Origin of the sequence: Bacillus velezensis, from assembly GCF_001461825.1 — a bacterium.
Taxonomy (GTDB): domain Bacteria; phylum Bacillota; class Bacilli; order Bacillales; family Bacillaceae; genus Bacillus; species Bacillus velezensis.
This window is the reverse complement of the sequence record NZ_LLZC01000018.1, coordinates 387,076-412,335: the sequence shown is the minus strand read 5'-3', so window position 1 is coordinate 412,335 and position 25,260 is coordinate 387,076. Positions and strand designations below refer to the sequence as shown.

28 protein-coding genes are annotated in these 25,260 nt (G+C 46.3%); 14 read left to right on the top strand and 14 right to left on the bottom strand.

The features are described 5' to 3' along the window. Positions 1-73 precede the first annotated feature (73 nt). Genes AR442_RS10750 through AR442_RS10740 form a run of 3 tightly spaced genes read right to left on the bottom strand, consistent with a single transcriptional unit; the run spans position 74 to position 2,393 of the window. Complete coding sequence (locus AR442_RS10750; RefSeq protein WP_007408640.1) at positions 74-1,363, bottom strand: hemolysin family protein; 1,290 nt, start codon at positions 1,361-1,363, stop codon at positions 74-76. Between the two features lie 42 nt (positions 1,364-1,405). After that, positions 1,406-2,083 carry a zinc metallopeptidase gene (locus AR442_RS10745; RefSeq protein ID WP_003152125.1) on the bottom strand — a complete coding sequence of 226 codons (678 nt, stop codon included), beginning with the start codon at positions 2,081-2,083 and terminating at the stop codon, positions 1,406-1,408. A gap of 46 nt (positions 2,084-2,129) precedes the next feature. Continuing rightward, entirely contained in the window at positions 2,130-2,393 is a 264-nt protein-coding gene (locus AR442_RS10740) for a YuzI family membrane protein (protein ID WP_022553696.1), read from the bottom strand. 132 nt (positions 2,394-2,525) lie between these two features. Here AR442_RS10740 and AR442_RS10735 point away from each other — a divergent pair, with 132 nt between their 5' ends. Together AR442_RS10735 and AR442_RS10730 are read left to right on the top strand one after the other, a co-directional pair. After that, positions 2,526-2,780: a protein mistic gene (locus tag AR442_RS10735; protein WP_003152123.1), complete on the top strand. Its 255-nt coding sequence runs from the start codon at positions 2,526-2,528 to the stop codon at positions 2,778-2,780. Continuing rightward, complete coding sequence (locus AR442_RS10730) at positions 2,777-3,763, top strand: potassium channel family protein (RefSeq protein ID WP_053285192.1); 987 nt, start codon at positions 2,777-2,779, stop codon at positions 3,761-3,763. Before AR442_RS10735 ends, AR442_RS10730 begins: the two co-directional genes overlap by 4 nt. On the opposite strand, the gene AR442_RS10725 is transcribed toward AR442_RS10730, so the two are convergent. From AR442_RS10725 to AR442_RS10715, 3 genes are all read right to left on the bottom strand, one after another. Beyond that, positions 3,760-4,164, bottom strand: coding sequence for a YugN-like family protein (locus AR442_RS10725; protein ID WP_015418088.1), 405 nt, complete (start codon positions 4,162-4,164; stop codon positions 3,760-3,762). The genes AR442_RS10730 and AR442_RS10725 overlap by 4 nt on opposite strands. Positions 4,165-4,186: 22 nt before the next feature. Next, complete coding sequence (locus tag AR442_RS10720) at positions 4,187-4,540, bottom strand: hypothetical protein (RefSeq protein ID WP_022553698.1); 354 nt, start codon at positions 4,538-4,540, stop codon at positions 4,187-4,189. Positions 4,541-4,605: 65 nt separating this feature from the next. After that, positions 4,606-5,958: a glucose-6-phosphate isomerase gene (locus AR442_RS10715; RefSeq protein WP_007408647.1), complete on the bottom strand. Its 1,353-nt coding sequence runs from the start codon at positions 5,956-5,958 to the stop codon at positions 4,606-4,608. Between the two features lie 397 nt (positions 5,959-6,355). Between AR442_RS10715 and AR442_RS10705 the strand changes: the two genes are divergently transcribed. Then, positions 6,356-6,922 carry an NADPH-dependent FMN reductase gene (locus AR442_RS10705; protein WP_053285190.1) on the top strand — a complete coding sequence of 189 codons (567 nt, stop codon included), beginning with the start codon at positions 6,356-6,358 and terminating at the stop codon, positions 6,920-6,922. A 124-nt stretch (positions 6,923-7,046) separates the two neighbouring features. Then, complete coding sequence (gene ycaC / locus AR442_RS10700) at positions 7,047-7,691, top strand: isochorismate family cysteine hydrolase YcaC (RefSeq protein WP_014418745.1); 645 nt, start codon at positions 7,047-7,049, stop codon at positions 7,689-7,691. Between the two features lie 215 nt (positions 7,692-7,906). Here ycaC and AR442_RS10695 read toward each other — a convergent pair whose 3' ends face one another. Together AR442_RS10695 and AR442_RS10690 are read right to left on the bottom strand one after the other, a co-directional pair. Then, positions 7,907-9,079: an iron-containing alcohol dehydrogenase gene (locus AR442_RS10695; protein WP_003152109.1), complete on the bottom strand. Its 1,173-nt coding sequence runs from the start codon at positions 9,077-9,079 to the stop codon at positions 7,907-7,909. Positions 9,080-9,165: 86 nt separating this feature from the next. Beyond that, the gene (locus AR442_RS10690) at positions 9,166-10,329 is read right to left on the bottom strand and encodes an iron-containing alcohol dehydrogenase (protein WP_017419408.1); all 1,164 of its coding nucleotides are present in this window, start codon (positions 10,327-10,329) and stop codon (positions 9,166-9,168) included. Between the two features lie 230 nt (positions 10,330-10,559). Here AR442_RS10690 and AR442_RS10685 point away from each other — a divergent pair, with 230 nt between their 5' ends. Continuing rightward, positions 10,560-10,796, top strand: a complete 237-nt coding sequence (locus AR442_RS10685) for a DUF378 domain-containing protein (protein WP_003152104.1) — start codon at positions 10,560-10,562, stop codon at positions 10,794-10,796. 47 nt (positions 10,797-10,843) lie between these two features. Here the strand turns inward: AR442_RS10685 and yugI are convergent, their stop codons facing one another. From yugI to AR442_RS10670, 3 genes are all read right to left on the bottom strand, one after another. Next, complete coding sequence (gene yugI / locus AR442_RS10680) at positions 10,844-11,236, bottom strand: S1 domain-containing post-transcriptional regulator GSP13 (protein WP_007408653.1); 393 nt, start codon at positions 11,234-11,236, stop codon at positions 10,844-10,846. Positions 11,237-11,432: 196 nt separating this feature from the next. Next, positions 11,433-12,602 (bottom strand): aminotransferase, encoded by a 1,170-nt coding sequence (locus AR442_RS10675; protein WP_029973792.1) that lies wholly within the window; start codon positions 12,600-12,602, stop codon positions 11,433-11,435. Then, complete coding sequence (locus tag AR442_RS10670) at positions 12,603-13,103, bottom strand: Lrp/AsnC family transcriptional regulator (protein WP_003152098.1); 501 nt, start codon at positions 13,101-13,103, stop codon at positions 12,603-12,605. A 152-nt stretch (positions 13,104-13,255) separates the two neighbouring features. Here AR442_RS10670 and AR442_RS10665 point away from each other — a divergent pair, with 152 nt between their 5' ends. Continuing rightward, positions 13,256-14,077, top strand: a complete 822-nt coding sequence (locus AR442_RS10665; RefSeq protein ID WP_007408654.1) for an alpha/beta fold hydrolase — start codon at positions 13,256-13,258, stop codon at positions 14,075-14,077. Between the two features lie 24 nt (positions 14,078-14,101). Here AR442_RS10665 and AR442_RS10660 read toward each other — a convergent pair whose 3' ends face one another. After that, positions 14,102-14,362, bottom strand: coding sequence for a DUF1871 family protein (locus AR442_RS10660; RefSeq protein ID WP_014418748.1), 261 nt, complete (start codon positions 14,360-14,362; stop codon positions 14,102-14,104). A gap of 86 nt (positions 14,363-14,448) precedes the next feature. Here AR442_RS10660 and AR442_RS10655 point away from each other — a divergent pair, with 86 nt between their 5' ends. From AR442_RS10655 to kapB, 3 genes are all read left to right on the top strand, one after another. Beyond that, on the top strand, positions 14,449-15,612 hold the full coding sequence (locus AR442_RS10655; RefSeq protein WP_014418749.1) for a MalY/PatB family protein: 1,164 nt from the start codon (positions 14,449-14,451) through the stop codon (positions 15,610-15,612). A 122-nt stretch (positions 15,613-15,734) separates the two neighbouring features. Continuing rightward, positions 15,735-17,018 (top strand): sensor histidine kinase, encoded by a 1,284-nt coding sequence (locus AR442_RS10650; RefSeq protein ID WP_014418750.1) that lies wholly within the window; start codon positions 15,735-15,737, stop codon positions 17,016-17,018. A 47-nt stretch (positions 17,019-17,065) separates the two neighbouring features. After that, complete coding sequence (kapB, locus tag AR442_RS10645) at positions 17,066-17,452, top strand: kinase-associated lipoprotein KapB (protein WP_014418751.1); 387 nt, start codon at positions 17,066-17,068, stop codon at positions 17,450-17,452. Between the two features lie 24 nt (positions 17,453-17,476). Here kapB and kapD read toward each other — a convergent pair whose 3' ends face one another. Further along, entirely contained in the window at positions 17,477-18,094 is a 618-nt protein-coding gene (gene kapD / locus AR442_RS10640; protein ID WP_003152084.1) for a 3'-5' exonuclease KapD, read from the bottom strand. A gap of 150 nt (positions 18,095-18,244) precedes the next feature. Here kapD and AR442_RS10635 point away from each other — a divergent pair, with 150 nt between their 5' ends. The 3 genes from AR442_RS10635 to AR442_RS10625 all read left to right on the top strand — a co-directional run bounded on the left by AR442_RS10635 (position 18,245) and on the right by AR442_RS10625 (position 21,888). Then, positions 18,245-19,489 carry a multidrug efflux MFS transporter gene (locus tag AR442_RS10635; protein ID WP_014418752.1) on the top strand — a complete coding sequence of 415 codons (1,245 nt, stop codon included), beginning with the start codon at positions 18,245-18,247 and terminating at the stop codon, positions 19,487-19,489. A gap of 89 nt (positions 19,490-19,578) precedes the next feature. Then, positions 19,579-21,453: a transglycosylase domain-containing protein gene (locus tag AR442_RS10630; protein ID WP_014418753.1), complete on the top strand. Its 1,875-nt coding sequence runs from the start codon at positions 19,579-19,581 to the stop codon at positions 21,451-21,453. Positions 21,454-21,474: 21 nt separating this feature from the next. Then, complete coding sequence (locus tag AR442_RS10625; protein ID WP_014305710.1) at positions 21,475-21,888, top strand: thiol-disulfide oxidoreductase DCC family protein; 414 nt, start codon at positions 21,475-21,477, stop codon at positions 21,886-21,888. A gap of 14 nt (positions 21,889-21,902) precedes the next feature. On the opposite strand, the gene AR442_RS10620 is transcribed toward AR442_RS10625, so the two are convergent. Further along, the gene (locus AR442_RS10620) at positions 21,903-22,460 is read right to left on the bottom strand and encodes a YufK family protein (RefSeq protein WP_007408662.1); all 558 of its coding nucleotides are present in this window, start codon (positions 22,458-22,460) and stop codon (positions 21,903-21,905) included. 174 nt (positions 22,461-22,634) lie between these two features. On the opposite strand from AR442_RS10620, the gene malK reads away from it, so the two are divergent. Together malK and AR442_RS10610 are read left to right on the top strand one after the other, a co-directional pair. Further along, complete coding sequence (malK, locus tag AR442_RS10615; RefSeq protein WP_014418754.1) at positions 22,635-24,236, top strand: malate sensor histidine kinase MalK; 1,602 nt, start codon at positions 22,635-22,637, stop codon at positions 24,234-24,236. Beyond that, positions 24,229-24,936, top strand: a complete 708-nt coding sequence (locus AR442_RS10610; protein WP_003152077.1) for a response regulator — start codon at positions 24,229-24,231, stop codon at positions 24,934-24,936. Before malK ends, AR442_RS10610 begins: the two co-directional genes overlap by 8 nt. Positions 24,937-25,260: the final 324 nt, after the last annotated feature.

Here is a 25,260-nt window from a genome sequence, read left to right as displayed (position 1 = left end):
TACATCATATGAAGGAGCGGGACGAAGAAGCATTTTTTCCATAAAAAAAAGCCTCATTGCAAAAGCAGGAGGCTCAGAAATCAGTTTTTTTAATTTCAACGAAGCGGATATGATGGTCTTCCGCTTCCAGCACCTTAAATTCACACCCTTCGGCATGAAACACATCACCATTTTTCAGCTCCATTTTTTGTGTTAAGAGCCAGCCGGCAATCGTGTCAATGTCTTCATTTTCGATGGCGATATCAAGGAGATCATTCACCTCTTCTATGAGCGCCTTGCCGTCCATCACATAGTGGTGTTCGCCTTTTTTGACGATGTGGGGCATTTCATCCTGGTCATATTCATCACGGATTTCCCCGACGATTTCCTCCAATATGTCTTCGACGGTCACAAGTCCCGCCGTGCCGCCGTATTCGTCAACGAGAATCGCCATATGAATCCGCTCCTTCTGCATGCGGATCAAAAGCTCCTGAACGGGGATGCTTTCAATGACTCTGATGACCGGACGCATAATTTCTTTTAATTCAATGGAGCGGCCGAGAAAATACGCTTTAAATAAATCCTTATTGTTAATAATGCCGAGAATGTGATCTTTGTCTTCCTTAATAACCGGATATCGCGTATACCGTTCGTTGATGATCAAATGTATGGCTTCATCAACTGACTGTTCAAGCGAGATGGCGGCGATTTCGGTGCGCGGCACCATGATTTCTCTGGCGACCCGGTTATCGAATTCAAATATCTTATTGACGTAACGAAATTCAGATTGATTGATTTGACCTTTTTTATAGCTTTCAGACAAAATCAGCCGCAATTCTTCTTCACTGACCACGACCTCATGTTCTTTCACCGAATGAAAACCGAACAGCTTGACCAAAAATCCGGCTGAGCCGTTTAACAGCTTAATAAACGGATACATCACTTTATAAAACAGAATGAGCGGTTTCGCCGTCCACAGACTGACGGCTTCGGCTTTTTGAATGGATATCGTTTTCGGCGCAAGCTCTCCGATGACGACGTGCAGATACGTGACGGCGATAAACGCCGCAATAAACGTGACGACGTGCGTAATAGATGACGGCATTCCGATCAAGCTGAAAACAGGATGAAGAAGCCGCTGAATCGTCGGTTCACCGAGCCAGCCGAGTCCGAGCGCCGTAATCGTAATGCCGAGCTGGCACGCTGATAAATATTCATCGAGATTTGAAATCACCCTGTGCGCCGCGAGCGCCCGGCTGTCTCCGGTTTCAACCAGCTCCGCAATTTTTGAACCGCGGATTTTGACAATCGCAAATTCCGCAGCGACAAAGATGGCCGTTAATCCGATTAACAGCATAATGAGAATCAGTTTTAATATAAGCAAAAAAACCCCTACCGCAAACGGTAAGGGGCCACCTCCTTCGTGTTAATTCTCATCACGACCATTTAAGAAAATCATCACAAAACGAAGCAGCTCGAATAATGAAACGAGCGCCGCAGCCACATACGTCAGCGCGGCGGCGTTCAGCACTTTATTCACGCCGTGTTCTTCACTGTTGCGAATGAATCCTTCCGACACGATAATCCGCTTCGCCCTCGCGCTGGCATTAAACTCGACAGGCAGTGTGACAAGCTGGAAAAAAACAGCGGCCGAAAACAAAATAATGCCGAGTCCGATTAAGTTCAAGCTGCCCAGGAGCATCCCGCCCAAGAAAAGCAGAGGGGCAACCCCGGAGGCAAAATTGACGACCGGAAAAATTTTGTGCCTCAGCACAAGCGCGCCGTATGATTCCTGATGCTGCAAAGCATGTCCGACTTCATGGGAAGCGACGGAAATGGCGGAAATGGAGCGGCCGTAATATACCGGCTCAGATAAACGCACCACCCGCTCCGTCGGGTCGTAATGGTCTGTTAAAGTGCCTCTTACCGGTTCTACCGGCACATCATATAAACCGTTAATATCAAGAATCCGTCTTGCCGTTTCCGCCCCCGTCCGCTGACTGGAAGCTTCTACGTCTGAGTATTTCTGAAAATTGCTTTTCACTTTAAATTGTGCCCAAAACGACAATCCCAATGCAGCAATTGTTAAAAAGATAAACAGCATATTATCCTCTTCCTTTTTCTCTTATATCGTACGATCTGCTTATATATTATTTTAATGATTGTCCGCTTTCCTGTACAGAAATCCGCTTCTTTTTTCTGACAGGAATCAATCCTCCGAGCATGATGAGGATACACCCGGCCAATCCGATGTAAAACGGAAACGTGCCTGCGGTCTCTTTTGCAAAAACAAGCCATGAAAATCCGCCGGACATATGATTGTGTCCATTCAAATCGAAAATAAGCAATACGGCCGCCGAAGCGAGCAGCTGCGCTCCGGCCAGCGCCGCCAGCAGTTTTTGAATGACTGTCATTTGACTCACCCTTTTTCGGTCCGCTTTCTTTATCATATGAAAAAATAAGGGTGAATATGTTTTCGGCGATTTTTGAAAGACATCAAACGAACTGGGACATACTGTATAAAAAAAGATACAGGTGTGATCGACATGAAAGTGACAAATGGCGAGAAAGAACAGCTGAGCAATGCGATAGACAGAATGAACGAGGGGCTTGACGCCTTTATCCAGCTCTATAATGAATCGGAAAACGACGAGCCTCTCATTCAGTTTGAAGATGAGACGGCCGATTTAATCAGACATGCGCGTGACTCATACGGCCAGGAACAGCTGGACGAAAAACTAAACACCATTATTAAGCAGATTTTATCCATCTCTCTGTCGAAAGAAGAGCCGGACGAATGAAATCAAACCGTATTTTTATTTCCTGGCTGAGATGGCCGTTATATGTTCGGATCGGGCTGATCATTATCGCCTTGATTTTATTGTTCGGCCAACTCATTTACATGCTTGAACCGAAGCAATTCACGTCTGTGTTTGAAGGGGTTTGGTGGGCGGTTATTACGGTGGCCACGGTCGGCTACGGCGATTACGTTCCCCAGACGCCGCTCGGGCAGATTGCCGGCATGGTGCTTGTATTAAGCGGAGCGAGTTTTGTGACCGCCTATTTCGCCACGCTTTCTTCAGCCGTATTCAGCAAACAGCACCGCTATGTCGAAGGGAAGGTCGCTTTTAAAGGCAAGGGGCACGTCATTCTTATCGGATGGAATGAGAAATCGCATATGCTGCTGAAAGAACTGCAGCACATCGCGCCGTCAAAAACTGTCGTCCTGATTGATGATTCATTAAGGGAAGGGCCGCTTATTGAAAACGTCCATTTCATCCGCGGACATGCCGCTGATGACAGCACGCTCAATAAGGCGAATATTACGGAAGCCGATACCGTCATTCTGACAGCGGATCAGCAGAAAAATGAATCCGAAGCTGATATGCTGTCGGTATTAACGCTTCTCGCCATCAAAGGGCTGCATCCGTCCGTTTATTGTATCGTGGAAATTTTAACGGAACGGTATGTCAAAAACGCCGAGCGCGCAGGAGCCAATAAGATTCTGTGCACATCACGGCTGTCGAGCCGGGTGATGTTTGAGCATTACCGGGTCAAGCTGCAGCTTGCCAAACCGCAAACGCTGTCAGATCTGACGCTGGAGAAAAAGGTTCGCATCATTCCCGTTCCCGGGGAATTAAAGGGCTCATCCTATCATGACTGTGCGCTCTATTATCTCAAACGGAATACCACGATCATCGGCATACAAAAAGAAGAGGGGCCGATGCTGACCCCTCCCCTGTCATACAAGGTGCTCGATACTGATCTGTTTTTGGCTCTTTAATGCAGCAGGACGTCTTCCAGCTCTTTCACAAGCGAGATGCCGATATCTGTATATGAGCGGTCAATTGCCGCATCCCGCCGTTTCGGCTCGGAGAATTGGTTGAATAATGACTCAAAAACACCGCCGCCTGCGTGATCATCCGTTTCCTGCTGATAGACGTGCCTCAGCAAAAAGGGTGTGCCGATTGTAACGGCGGCCCCCCGTTCATCCAGGTGTCCCTTATTTGCTTCAACAGGGATACGGAGAAATAAATAGCCGTCCTGATCGGAAATTTTGTAATCAAAGAAACCGCGGTCATACTCCCAGCCGCCTCCGATGGTATAACCGATCGGTTTCAGCACCTGTTCCAGTTCGCGGAGTAAAAACGATTGCCCTTCAAGTGAAGATGGTATGCTGATCATGTGCATATGCTCCTTTTTGTCTTTAGCGTCCCCGCTCTGCGGCATCTTCATACGGCGCCCGGGAAGAATCGGGAGCGGCAGACAGACGCCGGATAGAGATAACGGCGCATTCAATCAGAACATACGTCACAATTGCGGAGAGAACGGCTTCCGTTGAAATATAGAAAACGGCGGCATAGAGAGAGCACTTCGTGATCAGCGTATGCATCCGGCCAATCTTCAGTTTCAGCCGGACCATGTCCGTAAACAAGCCGAGAGGGAAAGCGAAAAACAGGATGGTTTGTAAGAGGGATTCAGGAGACAGTTTTAGTGCCGAATAGACAATAGCGGCGGAACAGACGGAAATGACGGCATGCTTACATAAGAGTCGTATCATTCATCAACACACCTTTCACGGTTTAAAAAAGGCTGACCCGTCATGCTGAGGGCCAGCCCTTCTTTTTATTTTTCAAGGCGTTTTTCAAGCTCTGCTTTTTTCTCTTCAAAGCCCGGTTTGCCGAGAAGCGCGAACATATTCACCTTATAGGCTTCAACACCCGGCTGATCAAACGGGTTGACTCCGAGCAGATAACCGCTCATCGCCACCGCTTTTTCAAAGAAATAGACGAGATATCCAAATGTATATGCATTAAGCTCCGGAATGTTGACAATTAAGTTCGGCACTTTTCCGTCTGTATGGGCAAGCATCGTGCCTTCGAACGCTTTTTTGTTGACGAAATCGACCGTTTTTCCGGCTAAGTAATTTAAGCCGTCGAGATCATTTTCCGCTTCTTCAATTGTCAGCTCATGCTTCGGTTTTTCAACGTTTAATACAGTTTCAAACAGATCGCGTCTGCCTTCCTGCACGTATTGACCGAGAGAGTGAAGGTCTGTTGAGAAGTTAGCGGAAGAAGGATAGATGCCTTTTTCATCTTTTCCTTCACTTTCGCCGAAGAGCTGCTTCCACCATTCCGCAAAGTATTGCAGCGCAGGCTCATAGTTGATGAGCATTTCAATGGTTCTTCCTTTATTATACAGAACGTTGCGGACGACGGCGTATTGGTAAGCCGCGTTCTCTTCTAATTCCGAGCTGGAAAAGTCTTTGCTTGCATCAAGAGCGCCTTTCATCATTTCATCGATATCAGCCCCGCTTACCGCAATCGGCAGAAGGCCTACCGCAGTCAGAACGGAGAAACGTCCGCCGACATCATCAGGAATAACGAATGATTCGAAGCCTTCTTCATTAGAAAGCGTTTTTAAAGCGCCGCGCTCTTTATCTGTCGTCGCGTAAATCCGCGCTTTCGCTTCTTCTTTTCCGTATTTTTCTTCAAGAAGTTTGCGGAAAATCCGGAAAGCGATTGCAGGTTCCGTCGTCGTGCCTGATTTAGAAATGACATTGATAGAGAAATCAGCGTCTTCCAAAAGATCCATAACATCTTTCATATAAGTTGAGCTGATATTGTTGCCGATAAAGATAACTTGAGGGTTTTTGCGCTTGTCTTTCGGCAGAACGTTATAGAAAGAATGATTGAGCGCTTCAATCGCCGCGCGGGCGCCTAAGTATGAACCGCCGATACCCACGACGAGAAGCACGTCTGAATCTGATTTGATTTTTTCAGCGCTTTTTTTAATGCGCGCGAATTCTTCTTTATCGTAGTTTTCAGGGAGGTCCACCCATCCTAAAAAGTCGCTTCCGGCGCCTGTTTTTTCATGGATATTATGGTGTGCCGTTTTTACGAAATCACGTGCGTATGTAAGTTCATGTTCATTGAAAAAAGGTAACGCTCTTGAGTAATCAAAGCGTACATGCGTCATTTGCTTGTCCCTCCATCACGGTGAATTGTTTTCTCTTTCACTTTATATGAACTCACCCGCTAAATCAAGTCATGAAGAAGGCCGGATGAATACGGGATTTGCGCTAAAGATGCGTTCATTTTTTATACAATATCCCGGATTTGAGATGGTTATATTTGTAATAATCGTGAGAGGGGTAACGAATCGAATGTTGGTGATCCAGGAACGTATCACCTTTACTATGGAGCAGGATGACATCCATCGCCAATCCCGATGGGCCGGTTCTTTTTATATAGCACTCCTCTTGAGAGGCTGCCACGAAGACATATTAAGGCATAAATGTCCATTTTTAAAAATAGTGTCTATATTTGGGGTATCGTGTTAAGATGAAAGTGATTTTAAACCGGGAGGTGATTTTATGACTAAAACCATTGGTCTTATTTGCGGAAGTTTACGAAAAAACTCGTATAATCGAGCAATTGCTCAATCATTGATTGACTTAGATAATGCGGCTCAATTTCGCTGGGTTGAAATAGACAGTCTTCCTTTTTTTAACGAAGATTTAGAAATTGCCGGAGCACCAGACTCCGTAACATCCTTTAGAGCTGATATACAAGACGTTGACGGCATCATCATTGTAAGTCCAGAGTACAATTCCGGAATCCCTGGGGTGTTAAAAAACGCATTGGACTGGGCATCGAGACCGCGGACCTCTTCTGTTTTAAACAGAAAACCGGTTGGCTTAATCGGAGCAACCCCCGGAGGGTTCGGCACTGCCTTTGGTCAAACGCAAATGAGAGAAGTACTCGAAGCTATGCAAGTCAATGTTTTGCCATTTCAAAAAATGCTGATTTCGCAAGTCCATGAGAAAATTGATTCCGCTCAAAACATACTTACGGATGAACAAACGAAATGTTATCTTCAACGCTATTTACAACAGTTCATCCATTGGATTGATCATGCTCCGGTTCCCGTTCCAGATTAATTGAAGGATCATCACCCTCACGAAAAGTCACCTCAGAAATAACTTTCTATCTATACAGCATATGAATAGATTTACCGTTTTCAATTCACAAACTTACTTGCCTTAATTCAAGGAGGATTATAAAATGTCTGATCTTTATTCCCGTCTTTCAAAAGATGATGCTGCCGTGCTTTTAGTTGACCATCAAACCGGCCTTATTTCCGGTCTCGTGCGTGACTATGGCGTTGATGAATTTAAGAACAATGTATTGGCTCTCGGTGATACGGCTAAATTCTTTGATTTACCGGTTATTTTAACAACCAGCTTTGAAAACGGACCCAACGGACCGCTCATGCAAGAACTCGTTGATCTCTTTCCTGATGCGCCAAAAATAGCCCGTCCCGGACAAATAAATGCATGGGACAATGAAGACTTTGTTAAAGCCATTGAAGCGACTGGCAAAAAACAGCTGATTATCGCAGGTGTAGTTACAGACGTCTGCGTTGCTTTTCCTGCGCTTTCTGCCATTAAAGCAGGCTACGAAGTGTTTGTTGTGACAGATGCTTCGGGGACGTTTAATAAGCAAGTAGCAGATGCATCACTAACCCGTATGGCTCATGGCGGCGCGCAGCTTATGAACTGGTTCAGCGTAGCATGCGAGCTTCAGCGTGATTGGCGCAACGATGTTGAAGGTTTTGGCGCATTAATCTCCAGTCATCTTCCCGGTTATCAAAACTTAATGGGAAGCTATATGGGGGCTCAGCGGGACCTTAGTACACAAAATGCATAAAAGGAGCGCTGATTGAATCAGCGCCCCTTTTTTAAATTCGAAGTATAGCAAGGCTCTTCATGATTTAGATTTTGTGTAAATAGATGATCGGCAATCGCAAAGTTAATTAATCCTTTTCTGCTAAATGTACAGAAACAGGGAGTCAAATCCGCAGCATGTGATTACATCTGCAGCTTGAAAATCTATTTCATCTTCACCCCGGCCGGGAATGTATCTTACAGAGACGCCTTTAAGATGGCAAGTACGTCATCTTTGTTCAGTTTTTGGAAATTGCCGAATCCGCCGTATTCCATTTCTTTTGCGGCGATGTCTGCGATCAGCTCAAGCTTGTCTTCACCGATGTCATAATCCGCAAGGCGGGACGGTGCGCCGAGGCTTGTCCAGAACGCGGACAATTTATCGATCCCTTCAAGCGCAATTTCTTTATCCGTTTTGCCTTCAGTATCAATGTCAAACATGTTGAGCATCAGGTTTTTAAAACGGTCTACATTTGTATCCAGCGTGTATCTCATCCAGTTCGGGAACAGAATCGCAAGTCCTCCCGCGTGAGGGATGTCATACACCGCTGATACGGCGTGCTCCATCGTATGGGAAGCCCAATCGCCGAAATAGCCCATTTGCAGCGTGCCGTTTAATGCGATCGTACCCGCGTATAAAATCGTTTCACGGTGCTTATAGTTCTCAAGGTCTTCCAAAAGTTTCGGTGCTGTTTCAATTACCGTCTGAAGGACCGCAAAACACATTCTGTCCTGAAGCGGCGTGTTTTCAACATTGTGGAAGTATTGTTCAAATACGTGGCTCATCATATCCACCATGCCGTATACGGTTTGGTTTTCCGGAACGCTGAAAGTATTCTCAGGATCTAAAATGGAGAAACGCGGATGAGTGACATTGCTGCCCCATACGAATTTTTCGTTTGTTTCCCAATTTGTGATAACGGAATCAGGGTTCATTTCAGAGCCTGTCGCCGCAAGCGTCAGCACCGTGCCGAACGGGAGTGCGTCCTGCGCCGTTACTTTTTTGCTGTAAATGTCCCATGCGTCGCCGTCATATTTCGCACCGGCCGCAATCGCTTTTGTACAGTCGATGACACTTCCGCCGCCGACTGCGAGAAGGAAATCAATCTCATGCTGTCTGCACAGCTCAATTCCTTTATTTACCGTTTCCAGACGCGGGTTCGGTTCAACGCCCGCAAGCTCATGAACGGTTGCGCCTTCTTCTTTTAAGATGCCTGTTACTTGGTCATACAGGCCGTTTCGCTTAATGCTGCCGCCTCCGTAAACAAGCAGCACGTTTTTCCCGTATTGCTTCAGCTCTTTTTTCAATTGGTCGATTTGACCTTTTCCGAAAATCAGTTTCGTCGGATTGTAGTACGTAAAGTTCTCCATTTATCATGACCTCCAAAAAAATCGTAAGGGAATTACTATAACACAGAAAAAAAGGAGCTGCCAATCCGGCCGCCCCCTTTATGTTATTACAATGATGCTTTCAGTATCGCAAGCACGTCTTCTTTCTGCAGTGACTTGAACTGTCCGAATGCTCCGTTTGCCATCGCTTTATCTGCAATCGTATCCAGCTTCTCATCAGAAATATCATAATCAGCGAGTCTGTTCGGAGCGCCGAGGCTCGTCCAGAAATCAGACAGCTTGCTGATTCCTTCAAGTGCGATCTCTTCATCTGATTTGCCTGTCTCGTCAATATCGAAGACACGGACGGCAAGCTGTTTAAAGCGGACCGGATTTTCTTTGAGCACATGTCTCATCCAGTTCGGGAACAGAATCGCTAAACCTCCGGCGTGCGGTATATCGTAAACCGCTGATACCGCATGCTCGATGTTGTGTGTGGCCCAATCCCCTCTTGCGCCCATTGACAGCATTCCGTTTAATGCGATCGTGCCTGTATATAAAATCGTCTCACGAAGCTCGTAGTTCTCCAGATCATTGATCAGCTTCGGCGCTGTTTCAATCACCGTGCGCAGAAGCGATTCACACATCCGGTCCTGATACGGCGTGTTTGACGTGTGGTGGAAATATTGTTCAAACACATGGCTCATCATATCGACCATGCCGTAAATGGTGTGGTCTTTCGGAACGGTAAATGTGTTTACCGGATCGAGAATAGAGAATTTAGGGTAAACGAGCGGGCTCCCCCACCCGTATTTCTCTTGTGTCTCCCAGTTTGTGATGACTGATCCGGAGTTCATCTCTGAACCGGTTGCCGCAAGTGTCAGCACTGTTCCGAACGGCAGCGCTTCTTTCGGCTGGTGTTTTTTCGTGACGATATCCCACGCGTCGCCGTCATATTTAGCGCCCGCCGCGATGGCTTTCGTGCAGTCAATGACACTTCCGCCGCCGACGGCCAATAAGAAATCGATGCTGTTTTCTTTACAGAGCGCAACACCTTTGTTCACCGTTGAGACACGCGGATTCGGCTCTACGCCTGCCAATTCATGTACGGTAACTCCTGCTTTTTTCAGCAGTTCGGTTACTTGATCATAAAGACCGCTGCGCTTAATGCTGCCGCCCCCGTATACGAGCAGTACGTTCTTTCCGTACGGCTTGATTTCTTCAGGAAGTTTTTCGACCTCTCCCTTTCCGAAAATCAATTTGGTCGGATTCCAATATGTAAAGTTTTGCATGACATCTCCTCCTTTGGATTTATATTATGCAGAAAGATGACATTCAATGTAAAGCAATCCGCTTTTTTGACGGCACATCACACGGTTTACAGACAGCGGCTTCCCGGGAAAGGCACTTGTACAGCTTGAGACAGTGTGTGATTTACACGGCGGAGAATGTAGTATGCATAGATTCTTTGCTTTGTCACAATCTATAACTGTTTCACGAATTCATAGAGGAGGTTGTTTACATGAGTGTTATTCAGCGTATCTGTCTCGTATTAACGATTATCGGCGCTATTAACTGGGGACTGATCGGATTTTTCCAATTTGATTTAGTAGCAGCAATCTTCGGCGGCCAAGGATCAGCTCTGTCGCGGATTATTTACGGTCTTGTCGGCATCGCCGGTCTGATCAATCTCGGCCTGCTGTTTAAGCCGAACGAAGAAACATCCCGCGAGGAAGCGGCAAATCCGGAAGTCAGATAAACATAAAAAAAGCACCGAACATACATATCCGGTGCTTTTTTTGATGATTATTTTTTGATAAGGTCTTTGCGGTTGGACTGTTCAATCCACTCTTCAAGCTTATCTTTCAATGTGTTGAAACCTTGCGGAGCAGATGTTTCTTCAGAAGCTTGAGCCGCTTTCGGTTTTCTTGGTTTGCTTTCTTTTCTTTCAGGCGCCGCTTGAGTCGCACGGATAGAAAGGCTGATTTTGCCTTTTTCTTCGTCAACCGCAAGTACTTTTACTTGTACTTCGTCACCGATAGAAAGGTGTTCGTTAATGTCTTTTACGAAACCGTGAGTGACTTCAGAAATGTGAACAAGTCCTTGAGTTTCTTCATCTAATGCAACAAACGCACCATACGCTTGTAATCCTGTTACTTTACCAGTGTAAACACTGCCCACTTCAAATTTTGCTGCCATTCATAACAACTCCTAAGTTAAATTAAATACAGATTATACGCAATTTAAAATTATATCATACAAGTTTGTTTTTCGCAAAGAGAACTTTTTCACATGATCATGTTTAAGCACAGAAAAATGGGGGTATACTATGATTACGAAGGCTTTCTAGTATTCCCCCCTTTTATTTGGATGCGAACCGGGTTCGTATCTTTTTTTATGCCCTTTTTTCAACAAACCGTTTGATTCTGACGAGCGCTTCCTGAATCTGCTCAATGGATGTCGCATAGGAACATCTGATGTAGCCTTCGCCGCTCGGGCCGAATACATTCCCCGGAACGACGGCTACTTTTTCCTCAATGAGCAGCTGTTCCGCGAATTCTTCTGAACTCATGCCAGTCGACTGAATGGAAGGAAAGGCGTAAAATGCTCCGCCGGGGTGGTGGCAGCCGAGTCCGATTTCGTTCAATGTCTCCACAATCAGGTTTCGGCGTCTCCGATAGCTTTTCTTCATTCTTTCGACGTCTTCCTGGCCGTTTTTCAGCCCTTCAAGTGCCGCGTACTGAGCCATGGAAGGCGCGCACATCATCGCGTGCTGATGAATTTTGAGCATCGCATCCCTGATCACTGGAGGCGCCGCCGTAAACCCGAGTCTCCATCCCGTCATGGCAAATGCTTTGGAGAAGCCGGAAATGAGAACCGTGCGTTCCTTCATGCCGCGGATGGCCCCCATGCTCGTGAATGGCTCATCATACGTCAGCTCGGCATAAATTTCATCGGCAAGCACGATCAAGTCGTGTTTTTCAGCGAAAGCAGCGATGGATTCAAGCTCTTCTTTCGAATAGACAGAACCTGTCGGATTTGACGGCGAGCATAGAAGCAGCGCTTTTGTTTTGTCCGTCAGGGCTGCTTCAAAATCGGCTGGGGATGCTTTGAAACCTTTTGCAGCGACAGTCTGAATCGGCACCGGCTTCGCCCCCGTCAGGGTCACGAGTGATTCATATGCGACAAAACACGGTTCGGGAATTAACATTTCCTCCCCGGGATTCATAATGGCGCGGACAGCGAGATCAAGCGCCTGGCTTGCCCCTACAGTAACGATCAGTTCACTGTCAGGCGAATAGCTCAGGCCGAACCGCTGATCTAAGTAGCGGCTGATTTCTTCTCTCAGTTCATAAAGACCCGCATTTGCCGTATAAGCCGTATAACCCTGTTCTAAAGAAAGAATACTCGCTTCCCTCACGTTCCAGGCCGTCACAAAGTCAGGCTCTCCCACTCCCAGTGAAATGACGCCTTCCATCGTAGCGGCCAGATCAAAGAATTTGCGGATGCCTGACGGTTTAATCTGCTGCACGTAGTCAGATAAATAAGAAGTCTTCGTTTCCATTTACGGAGACACCACGATTCTTTTGTCATCGTCTCCGCTTTCAAAGACTTTGCCGTCATGCTTATATTTTTTCAGGATGAAGTGCGTTGTCGTGGAAACGACAGACTCAAGGGTGGACAATTTTTCAGACACGAAGCTTGCCACGTCTGACATCGTGTTGCCGCGAATAACGACAGATAAGTCATACACCCCTGACATCAGGTACACTGATTCAACTTCCTGGAATCTGTATATCCGCTCAGCGACTTCATCAAAGCCGACATTTCGTTTCGGAGTGACTTTTACGTCAATCATCGCCGTGACGCCTTCCAAACCGTCGACTTTGCGCCAGTCGATCATCGCCGCATAATCAATGATGACTTTTTCCTTTTCAAGCTTTTCAATGATGCTTTTGACTTCTTCAGCGGGAATGTTTGCCATTTTCGCAATCGTTTCCGCATCAACGCGGCTGTTTTCGTCTAAAATTTCTAATATTTCTGTTTCTTTTTCAGTCAGCTTCATACGTTTCACACCTTTGCATTATCAAAAATCTTCATGACATTATATCACGATTTTCGACAAATGCTAAGAAAAACCCGAAAGAAACCAAAGCTAAAATCTGACAATTAAAAAAGCCTTTACATTACAACAAAGAAAGGACGGCGAAGGCTCTCATGGAAGCTGTTTCACCGATTAAACGGGCCGCGATAGACGGAGTTGAGCTGTATTACGAGCATTATGAAAATCCCGGCAGACAGACACTCGTCTGCGTACACGGTTTTTTATCTTCGGCATTCAGCTTCAGAAAACTGATCCCGCTGCTCAGAAACCATTATGATATTATCGCCGTTGACCTGCCTCCTTTCGGGCAATCGGAAAAGTCACGGACTTTCGTATATACTTACGCAAACCTCGCCAAGCTTCTGATCGGACTTCTGGAAAAGCTCGGTATCAGCCGGGCCGCACTCATCGGCCATTCAATGGGCGGCCAGATTTCCTTATCCGCGTCTCTTCTCAGACCCGAGCTTTTTTCTAAAATCGTCCTGCTGTGCAGCTCGGGGTATTTAAAGCGCTCGCACCCGTCGATTATATTCGGGACGCATCTCCCTTGTTTTGACCTGTATCTTAAGTATTGGCTTTCAAAAGACGGCGTGCTGAACAACCTGTTAAATGTCGTTCACGACCGGACGCTTATCGATCAGGAAATGATTGACGGTTACGAAAAACCATTTACAGACCGCCAGATTTTCAAAGCGATGACAAGGTTTATCAGACACAGGGAGGGCGATTTAGAGCCCGAGGATTTGAAGAAAGTGCAAAACCCCGCTCTTTTAATCTGGGGAGAAGAAGACCGGGTCGTTCCGGTCTCAGTCGGAAAACGGCTTCATGACGACCTGCCGGATTCCATTCTGTATTCACTGAAGGATACGGGGCACCTCGTACCCGAAGAGCGCCCGGAGTTTGTTTCGGAGCGGATTTTTGAATTTATTCAATAAAAAAACCGGCGGAACCGCCGGTTTTTAAGGGGTGCAGGAGCTGCTTTCTTTTATGGACAGAAGCTGCTCGGCGGCCTTTTGGCAGCCTTCGATCGGAAGCTTTTGCTCAAATGAAGCTTCAAAGATATCCTGAATGGCTGCTGCCAGCTTGTCGGCACGGTCTTCACTGTAGACGGCCTGAACGATGTCGACGGCTTCTGTCTCATAAAAATCTTCTCCATATTTAAACGGGTCCCACTTGGCAATGATTTTCATCATTTCCATGACCGCTTGGCTTTCTTCCATTTTCATCACCGCTTATAATAAAGTTTGCAATTCTATTTTATCATAGATACGCTGTGCAAAATAATGATACTACAGGAGTGACATACATGAACTTTGATCTTCGAGAAAACCGTCTTGGCACACAATCGGTGAAATGGGACAAGGCGGAAGCGTTATTCGGCGTATCGGATGCGCTTCCGATGTGGGTTGCCGATATGGATTTCCGCGCTCCCGAAGCGGTCACTGACGCCTTAAAAGCCCGCCTTGACCACGGCATATTCGGTTATACGTCTCCTGACGAAAACACAAGAGAAGCCGTCGCTTCATGGCTTGAGACGCGGCACGGCTACCGGCCCGATCCCGCAAGCATCGCGTTCAGTCCCGGTGTTGTCACGGCAATCAGCATGGCCGTACAAGCCTTTACCGAACCGGGCGATCCGGTGTTGATTCAATCACCGGTGTATACGCCTTTTTATCAGATGATCAAGGAAAACAAACGGCAGGTTTTACATAACCCATTACGGGAAGAAAATGGCGTCTACTGTATGGATTTTGAGGATCTTGAGAAAAAGCTGAACGATTCTGAGGTCAAGCTGATGATTCTTTGTAACCCCCACAATCCGTCCGGCAGAGCGTGGAGCCGGGATGAGCTTATGAAGCTCGGATCGCTGTGCGCCGCCCATAACGTCACCGTCGTTTCTGACGAGATACATTCCGACTTGATGCTGTACGGAAAGCCGCATACGCCTTTCGCTGCTCTGTCTGAGGAGTTTGCGCGGATTTCCGTTACTTGTGTCGCGCCGAGCAAGACGTTTAATATTGCCGGCATTCAGGCATCCGCCATTATCATTCCCGATCGGTATAAGCGGGCGAAATTCTCCGCCGCATTGCATCAGAACGGGATTTCCAGCCTCAACACATTTGCGGTTGCAGCAATCGAAGCGGCCTATACAAAGGGAGGCCCTTGGCTTGACGCGCTGATTCCTTACATTGAAGGGAATATGAAATTGGCTGAGGACTTTTTAAGACAAGAATTGCCGAAAGTCCGTATGATGAAGCCTGACGCTTCCTATTTGATCTGGATGGATTTCAGCGAGTACGGATTTTCGGATGCCGAGCTCAAAGAAAGAATGCTCAAAAAAGGGAAAATCATATTAGAGCCGGGAACAAAATACGGACCGGGCGGCGAAGGATTTATGAGACTTAATGTCGGCTGTTCAGCCGCCGCCGTAAAAGAAGGGCTTGAGAGAATGAAAGCAGCGCTCGCTTAGCAGCGGAAAGAACGCCTTTATCAGATGAGATAAGGGCGTTCGCTTTAGAGAAATATATACTTTTTTTTCCGGTAAAGATGTTATAATAGATTCATATTTACATAGGAAAGGATTTCGCATAAATGGAGATTGTAAAGGATTACCTGCTTCACTTCTCTTTTATTTTATTCCCTATTTTTCTTTATCAAGTCTTCTGGCTCAGCAAGCCCGATTTGCTTGTGCCGAGAGCGAACCGCCTGCTGGTCGCCGTATTTGCAGCGTCATCTTCCTTATTATGTACGGCTTTTCCCATCCAGGAGCTTCATTCCGTCCGTTACGGTTTGCAGCTGATTCCCATTATCGTCTGCCTGCTTTATTCCGGTACCGCCGCAGGACTTGCCGCAGGGGCGGCATCCGTTTTTTTTCAGCTCATATGGTTTGAACCTTCCGCTCTTTTTTTCTTATCCTTAATTCCTTTTTTAATCATCATCCCTATCCAGCTCCAAACGAAATGGCCTTTTTTTTCAAAGCGGAAGAAACTGCTTTTCGCTCTTCTCATCGGCTGCACTGAAACCGCCTTATTAACCGCATCTGTCTTCATCTATTCCGCGACCAATATTTTCAATTTTCAAAATCTACCTTCCGTTTATTATGAGGCGGCAGTATCTGTTTTTTTTCAAGTCAGCGCCCTTTTGCTGTGCATTTATTTGATTGAGATCATTGATGAGAATGCGTCCATGCGGGCAAGGCTGATTCACTCAGAAAAAATGGCCGTCGTCAGCGAGCTTGCGGCAAGCGTCGCCCATGAAGTCCGCAATCCGCTTACGGTCGTCAGAGGTTTTGTGCAGCTGCTGTTCAGCGGCGAGCAGCTTCAGGACAAATCCCACTCCGGATATCAGAAACTTGTGCTGTCCGAACTCGACCGGGCTCAGACGATCATTACGAATTATCTCGATATGGCGAAGCAGGATGACTATGAAAAAGAAAAGTTTGATATTTCTCTGCTCGTAAAGGAAACAGGTTCCTTAATGGAGTCTTATGCCCATTTTAAATCGGTGACCGTTACGGTTCGAAGCGAGCCTGATTTATATGTGTTCGGCGATGTAAAAAAACTGAAACAGGCCTTCATTAATCTGATTAAAAACAGTATTGAAGCCGTGCCCTCTGAAAACGGCCGAATCGAGGTCTCCGTCCAAAAACAGGAAGAGATGATTCTCATTCAGATTACGGATAACGGAATCGGCATGTCCGATGAAGAACTGCAGAAACTCGGCAAGCCGTATTATACGCTGAAAACGAACGGCACCGGGCTCGGGCTTACCGTGACATTCTCGATTATTCAGCATCATGAAGGCTCCGTCTGTTTCACCAGCGGCGAGCACTCGGGCACAACGGCCTCAGTCAGGCTTCCGGCAGCTGTTCACTAGCCAACCGCGTTGATCTTTTATAGAATAACTAGAGAGAGGTGAACGCTATGAATACGTTTGAAATCGGCACAATCGTAAAAGGGTTTTATAAAACAGGAGCATACATAGGGGAAGTGACAGACATCAGGCCCAATCACTATTTAGTGAAAATTAAAGCCGTTCTGACGCATCCCGCTCAAGGAGATCTTCATCATCCGAAGCAGGCGGATGTTCCGTTTTTTCATGAAAGAAGAGCGCTTGCATTCGGGGAACAGACAAACATACCGCATCAGATGGTCAAACCGTTTGATGGCGAGGTGCCTGATTATACGGCTTCCTTACAAGCGGCGTCTGCCCGGCTGAAAGATCAGCTTACAGCGGACGGCTCAGAATGGGCGGAACGTTCGCTCGCCAACTTGGCCGCGTTAGAGCGTGACTATTTTAAAAGAACTTGACCCAGTCGGCATGATTGGGTTTTTTTATGTGGCCCGGCGAAACAGTTCAGTCAGATCGACGCGATCACCGATCGTCGGAGGTTTCGGTTTTTCAAGATATTGTTTATCCCGCTCGACAAGCTTGAATAATTTGTATGTCGTCCGCGCATCATCCAGCGCTTTATGATGCGTGCCCGTCCCTTTATCGCCATACTCTTCTGCCGCTTTCCAAAGGCCGGTCAATGTTCTGTCGCCGAAGAAGTTTTTGTATTCAAGGGACAGATCCCGAAGTTCTCCTTTGAACGGAAAAGGGATATGGTTAAACATGCAATTTTGCTTTAACACTTTCATATCCATATTGCCCCAGGTGACGATCGTGCAGTTTTTATCAGGATCAAGCTCATTTAATTTGCGGATGAATTCATTAAACGTGATTCCGCCGTCCACGTCTTTTTGGGTGATGTTCAGAAAGGTTTTGCATCGTTTCGTCAGCTTCGGAAATTTTTTCGGTTTGATATAACTCGAAAACGTTTCAGTCACTTCATCATTCACCGTCTTGACAATCCCCGCTTCAATAATCTCGGGAAAGAAATTTTGCGGGCTGTATTTTCCGTCAGGCATCGTAAATTCAAAATCAATAATGAGCAGACTGCGCTGATCCACTTTTTTACACCTGCCTTTCCTCCGATCAAAAATGATATTTTATGATAGTATATCAGTTTCCCCTCTGAAACTTTCTTCATTTTCTAAAAATAATGAATTTTCCTATATCCGCATCGAAAATACAAATACCGGATTCATTCCTATATACTAATGATTAGATACACGAAAAGTAAAGAAGGTGATGTTATTTCTGTCCGTAAGAAGAACTTCGTCGTCATTTGGATTACAAATTTCTTTATTTCCGCCAGCATGACCATGATTGTTCCGTTTCTTTCGTTATATATCGAAACGATCAGCCCCCATTCGGGCGGGTATGTGCAGAGATGGAGCGGGTATGTGTTCGGCGTCACGTTTTTAATGGCATTTGTGATTTCCCCGTTTTGGGGAAGATTCGGCGATAAGCGCGGCTACAAAAAAATTCTCTTGATTACAGGAACCGGCATTGCCATCAGCATTTTATTGATGGGGTTTGTGACATCCGTTTATCAGCTGTTTGTCCTGCGGCTGCTTATGGGTCTAGTAACAGGCTTTGTTCCGACATCGCTTGCCATGATTTCGGCGCAGACGCCGAAAGAGACTGCCGGGAAGACGCTCGGCACGCTGCAGATGGGTCAGGTGTCAGGAACTTTATTCGGACCGATGCTGGGCGGGCTGCTCGCTGACAGCTTCGGGTTTACGTACACATTTTTTATTACGTCCTTTGTCATTTTCGCATCTGTGCTTCTCGTTTTATTTCAGGTGAATGAGCAGCCGCTCGGCGAGAAACAAAACAAGCGGAAAACCTATTCCAGAAAACAGGTGCTCTCCTATATTTTTCACCAGCCCGCGCTTTGGGCGATGATGGTGCTTACTATGATCGTGCAGACCGGCAATTTCAGCATTCAGCCGCTGCTCGCTTTATATGTCAATGAGCTGCACGGACCTGTTAATTTAGCTTTTTTCTCCGGAATGGCGTTTTCAGCGACCGGACTCGGAAGCTTATTGCTTGCCCGGAAATGGGGGGACTTCGGCGACCGCTTCGGCCACAGCCGGATCTTAATCGTGCTTTTGATTGCCTCAGCGGTGTTTTTCATTCCGCAGGCGCTCGCCTCCTCCCTCTCCATTCTTTTAGTCTTCAGATTTCTGTTCGGCATGGTCATGGGCGGCACGCTCCCCTGCATTACGGCCGCAATCCGCGTCAGGGCGCCGGGCAGCATCCAGGGAGAGGTGCTCGGCTATAACGTCAGCTTTCGTTTTCTCGGAAATGTGCTCGGCCCTCTGCTCGGAGGTGCGGTCTCGAGCGGTTTTTCCATTTCGGCTGCTTTCTACGTCACCGCCTTTCTCTTTTTAATAGGCGCGGGGCTTTTATGGATGGCGGGACATTTGCAAAAGGATACAGCGTCAAATGCGGGCTGACCGGCAGCGATCACGATTTCTTCTAAATTTAACCTTCTCGTATTCTTAAAAGAATGATACGATATGGCTAGAAATCAGGAGAAAAGAGAGTGACCATGGTACGTAAAATAATCGGATGGATTTTGCTGCTCGGCATTATCCCGTTGTTTGCATTTACAGTTATTGCTTCCGGCAAAGAGGTAAAACAAATCAAGCCTTTTGATCAGGTGCTCGATAAACATATTGATTTAAAAGCGATCAACCTGGTTCAAAACAGTTACATGTATGACAGGGACGGAAGCCTTGTTTCTGAGATTGTCAGCGATCATGAGAACCGCGTGATCGTGCCCTTTAATAAAATACCGAATGAGGTAAAACAGCTGTTTTTAACCTCTGAAGACCGTCATTTTTATGAGCATAAAGGGTTTGACTTTATGGGGATGGTCAGGGCGGCCGCCTCCAATTTCAAAGATCATAAAATTGATCAGGGCGCCAGCACCATCACCCAGCAGCTGGCAAGGAATGTGTATTTAAGCCATGAACGCACCTTCAGCCGAAAACTGACGGAGCTGGCCTATTCCTATCAGCTTGAGAAAAAATACAGCAAAGATGAGATTTTAGAAGGCTACTTAAATACGATTTATTTTAATAACGGCGTATACGGCGTCGGTTCGGCGGCACAATTTTATTTCAGCAAGCCGCTGAAATCTCTCACTTTGGGAGAGATGGCCTTTATCTGCGCTATCCCTAATAACCCTACATTATATGATCCTCTCAAGCATTTTGATTATACGAAAAAACGACAAGTCAGATTGCTTAACGGATTGAAAAAAGCAGGCGTTATATCCGGGAAACAGCTGAAAAAAGCCGAAAAGGAAAAGATCAAGCTTGATATAAACGAAAAAACAAATAAATATCCTGACTATGTTTCCTATGTAAATGATGAATTCACACAGCTTGTTTCATCATCCGAAGGCTATGACAAACGTCTTGAAAAAGCTTCCGGAAAGGCGAAACAAAAAATACAGAGTGAGCTTTCCGACAGGGTCAGCACATTGTTAAAAGACGGCGTGAAGATTTATACGGCGCTGAATCCGTATATGCAAAACCAGGTCGTCGCCCAAGTGAATCAAAATCTGCCGTATGCAGGCGTCCAGGGCGGAGCGGCCGTGATTAATCATCAGACGCATCAGATTATCGCGCTTTCAGGCGGGAAAGATTATCATAAATATGATTTCAACCGCGCCTATCAAGCATACAGACAGCCCGGTTCATCCATTAAGCCGCTGCTTGATTACGGACCTTACATTGAAAAGACCGGCGCAACGCCACACAGCAAGATTGACGCAAGCAAATTCTGCAGTGCGGATTACTGCCCGCAGAACTATAATAACCGCACGTACGGCACGGTCACGCTGGAAACGGCGTTTAAATACTCGTACAACACACCGGCCATCAGAATCATGGACCGCGTCGGCGTCAATAAGGCGTTCAGCTACCTTGAACCGTTTCATTTCGCGAAGCTGGTCAGCGCGGATTACCGTCTGCCTGCGGCGCTGGGCGGTTTTACAAACGGCATGACGCCGCTTGAAATGACCAATGCGTATACCACGTTCGGCAACAACGGCGTTTATACGCCGAGTCACGCGATTACAAAAGTGACTGATTTAAAAGGAAAAACGATATTAAAATGGAAAGATGAGCCGACGCAGGTATTCAGCGTGCGGACCAACATGCAGATCAAAGAAATGATGAAAGCCGTCGTCAAAAGCGGTACAGGAAAGAAAGCGAACTTTAAAGCTCCGTACGTCGGCGGAAAATCAGGAACGTCAAATGACTATCACGATATGTGGTTTGTCGGTCTGACGGACGCTTATACGATGGGGGTATGGGTCGGCAAGGATACACCGTCAAGCGTCGAATATCTTCATGACGCAAGCCCTCAGCTTTCGATCTGGAAAAACACGCTGCAGGCAGCTTACTAAAGATAACGGAGGGGATCCGCTTTGAAACCAGCTCAGCTTCCGGACCGCGTGCTTTTGTTTGACGGCGTCTGCAACTTATGCAGCGGCGCCGTTCAATTCATCATTAAACGCGATCCGGCCGGCAAAATCTCATTTGCTTCATTGCAATCAGATACCGCCCGGGAGCTTTTGGCATCAGAAGGACTTCCGACAGAACAATTTGACAGCATGATTTTTATCGAAAACGGGCGGATATACAAAAAATCCGCAGCCGTGTTAAAGGTTTCACGTCATCTCCGCGGAGCCTGGCGGCTGTCAGCGGTTTTTTTCGCAGTGCCCCGCCCCCTCAGGGACAGAGCCTATTCTTTCATCGCCCGGCGCCGTTACAAATGGTTCGGAAAAAGGGAAGCATGCATGCTCCCCTCCCCTGAGATCAAAAACAGATTTCTGTCTTAACAAAAATGGCTAGCTTACACAGGTAAGCTAGCCATTATGCTATTATAAAGCTTGATAAAGATGTACAAAATACCGATAACAAAAGTAAACCAAAACAGAATCTCAAGCAATATAAAACCGATCAGCGAAACGATAGAGAGTGTCGAATAGATTCTGTACACCATGAAAATCAAATAAACGAGCGTAACAACGGCAAATAACGCCGCAATCCAAAAACCATTCTGCACGAGCGCAAAGGAAAGAATTCCTCCGCCTACATAAATTAAAGAGCCTAATCTGATTTTTTTCAGATTGTCCCCCTCAGGGTCATTTGTGAAAAACAAAAGAGACAGCTCTGTCACTGTGTTTGCAATCAGCTTCAAAGCCGAAAAGAGCATAAAATACACAAGGGCGAACGCTGCAAAAAGCGCCAGTCTGATCCCTTTCTCAGAGAAATAATCCAGCATCCCCTGATACATGCCGAGCGTCTGAAGTATCTTCATGACATAAAGCGAGGTAGAAATGGATAATGACGAACTAAAAAGCAGAATCGCAACGAGCGGAAAATAACCCGTCCAATAAGTATTTTTCATATAAAAAGTCCCTTTCTGTAATCTACCTCACTTATTATGGAGGACTTAAAACACATTGACAAGATAAAAAATACCATTTTTCCTCACTTTTACGAAATAAGGGCCTGATCTTCACAAACCGGCTTTTTCGGAGTAAAGTAGAACGCGGGAATGATAAACGTAAGGAAGGCTGTTATGAAAAAAACATTAAAATTGCAAACCCGATTAACGATATTCGTCTGTATTGTCGTCCTTATCGCACTTTGTATCACCTTTTTCACGATCAGCGTCCAAACAGCAGACCGCGTGAAAGAAGAAGAACGGACAACCGCGCTGCGCACCGCAAAGCTGGTCGCGGAAACACCGAGTGTCACGCAGGCATTGCAAACAAGAAAAGGGCTGAAAGAGCTCCGGGATTATACATTAGACGTCCAGCATACGACAGGTACCGAATTTGTCGTGGTGATGGATATGAACAGCATCCGCCTCACCCACCCCGACGCAAATAAAATCGGGAAGAAATTCACCGGCGGAGACGAACAGCCGGCGATGCACGGCCATATCAAAACGAGCACATCAGCGGGAACCCTCGGGAAATCCATGAGAGCCTTCGTACCGATCTATGGAAAAGATAAAAAACAAGTGGGCGTCGTTTCGGTCGGAATTTCGCTTAACAAAATACAGGATGTCGTCAGCCACAGTTTGAGACCGCTTTATTTCATCATCTGCGTAAGTATTTTTGTCGGCGTCATCGGAGCCGTCATTGTCGCCCGCACCGTCAAAAACATTATGTACGGTCTTGAGCCTTATGAAATCGCCACCCTGCTGGAAGAGCGGAGCGCCATGCTCGAATCAACGAAAGAAGGCATTCTGGCGGTTGACGCGCGGGGAAAAATTAAGCTTGCCAATGCGGAAGCGAAACGGCTTTTTATTAAAATGGGTATTCCGACTAATCCGGTCGATCAAGATGTGAACGATATTCTCCCGAAAAGCCGGCTGAAACAGGTGATTGAAACGAAAAAACCGCTTCAGGACAGGGATATCCGCATTAACGGACTTGAGCTGGTCTTTAATGAGGTTCCGATTCATCTGAAAGGACAAACCGTCGGAGCGATCGCCACGTTCAGGGACAAAACGGAGGTCAAACATTTAGCAGAACAGCTGTCCGGTGTTAAAATGTATGCAAACGCATTAAGAGCCCAGTCTCATGAATTCATGAATAAGCTTCATGTCATTTTAGGGCTTGTCCAGTTAAAAGAATACGATGATCTCGGCACTTACATTAAAGACATTGCCATTCAGCAGAAGACGGAAACAAGCGAAATTATAAGTGATGTCAAAAGTCCGGTTCTCGCAGGGTTTCTTCTAGGAAAACAAAGCTACATACGCGAACAGGGTGCTGATCTGGACATTCAGCTAGGCAGCCTGATCCCGAATGCGGCAGATCCGGCCGTCATCCATGAGCTCATTACGATTATCGGAAACCTGTTAAACAACGCGCTCGACGCGGTGGCGCAGATGCCGAAAAAAAACATTACGTGCTCAATGCGGTTTCAGGATCGTCAGCTTGATATAGAGATTACGGACACGGGAGCCGGAATGTCTGCGGCAGACCAAGCCCGTATTTTTGAACAAGGTTATTCCACGAAAGGGACAAACCGGGGGTTCGGCCTCTATTTCACCCAGCAGGCAACAGAAAATTTAAAAGGCCATATGATTGTGACAAGTGAAAAGAATGAAGGAACGACTTTCAGTCTTCGCATTCCGTATGAACCGAAGGAGGAAAATGATGATTAATGTACTCATAGTTGAAGACGACCCCATGGTGGGTGAATTAAATAAACGCTATCTCAGCCAGATTGAAGGATTTCAGCTGAAAGGGATCGCATCATCCTTTCAAAGCGCGCTGCACGTGCTGAGCGAGCATCATATCGATCTCATCCTTCTTGACATTTACATGCCGGGAAAAAACGGGCTTGAGCTTTTAACGGAAATCCGCAAGCAAAATGAATCGGTTGATGTCATCGTCATTTCGGCCGCAAGCGAGCTGGACGTCATCAAAAAAACGCTTCGGTACGGCGCCGTCGATTATTTAATCAAACCATTTGAATTTGACCGCTTTCAAACCGCTCTTTCCGACTACAGACGCAAGCAGAAAGTTTATCAATCACACAGAAGCATGACACAGAAAGAATTGGATGCCGAGCTTTTTCAAAAGAAAGAAGCGGCGGAAAAGGTTCACCTTCCGAAGGGATTGACAAAAAGTACGCTTAAACTCATCTGGGCGAGCATTGAGTCTTTCGGTGACGGCTCTTTTACCACGGAAGATCTCGCCAAGCATACTGAAATCTCGCAAGTCTCCATCCGGAAATACCTTAAATTTCTGGAAGACATACAAGTGCTGAATGTAGAGATGGCGTACGGCACGATCGGCAGACCCGTCTTTCAATATCATATCAACACCGGCAATGTCAGCAGCATCAAACAATATTTATAATGTCAAAAAGCGCCGTTCCGCTGTGAACGGTGCTTTTTTACTGTCATATCCCGTAACAAAAGGATTGAGATTCCTTTTTTGTATGCTATATAAGGATAATGACTAGGCTGATCCTCCTCTGTTTTATCCAGATGAGGAAGCTGATTCATAAAATTGATATTTTTTAAAAAATAAGCAAATTTCTATTTATTTATGACGGGTAAAATGATAAATTATGATTGGTTAGCAGATCTTTTCAGATAAGTCATAAGTCCCGAACCCGGAAGAGACAGCCGCTCAAAGCGGGAAAAAGAGAGACGTCTCATCATTATTATCAGAAAGTTT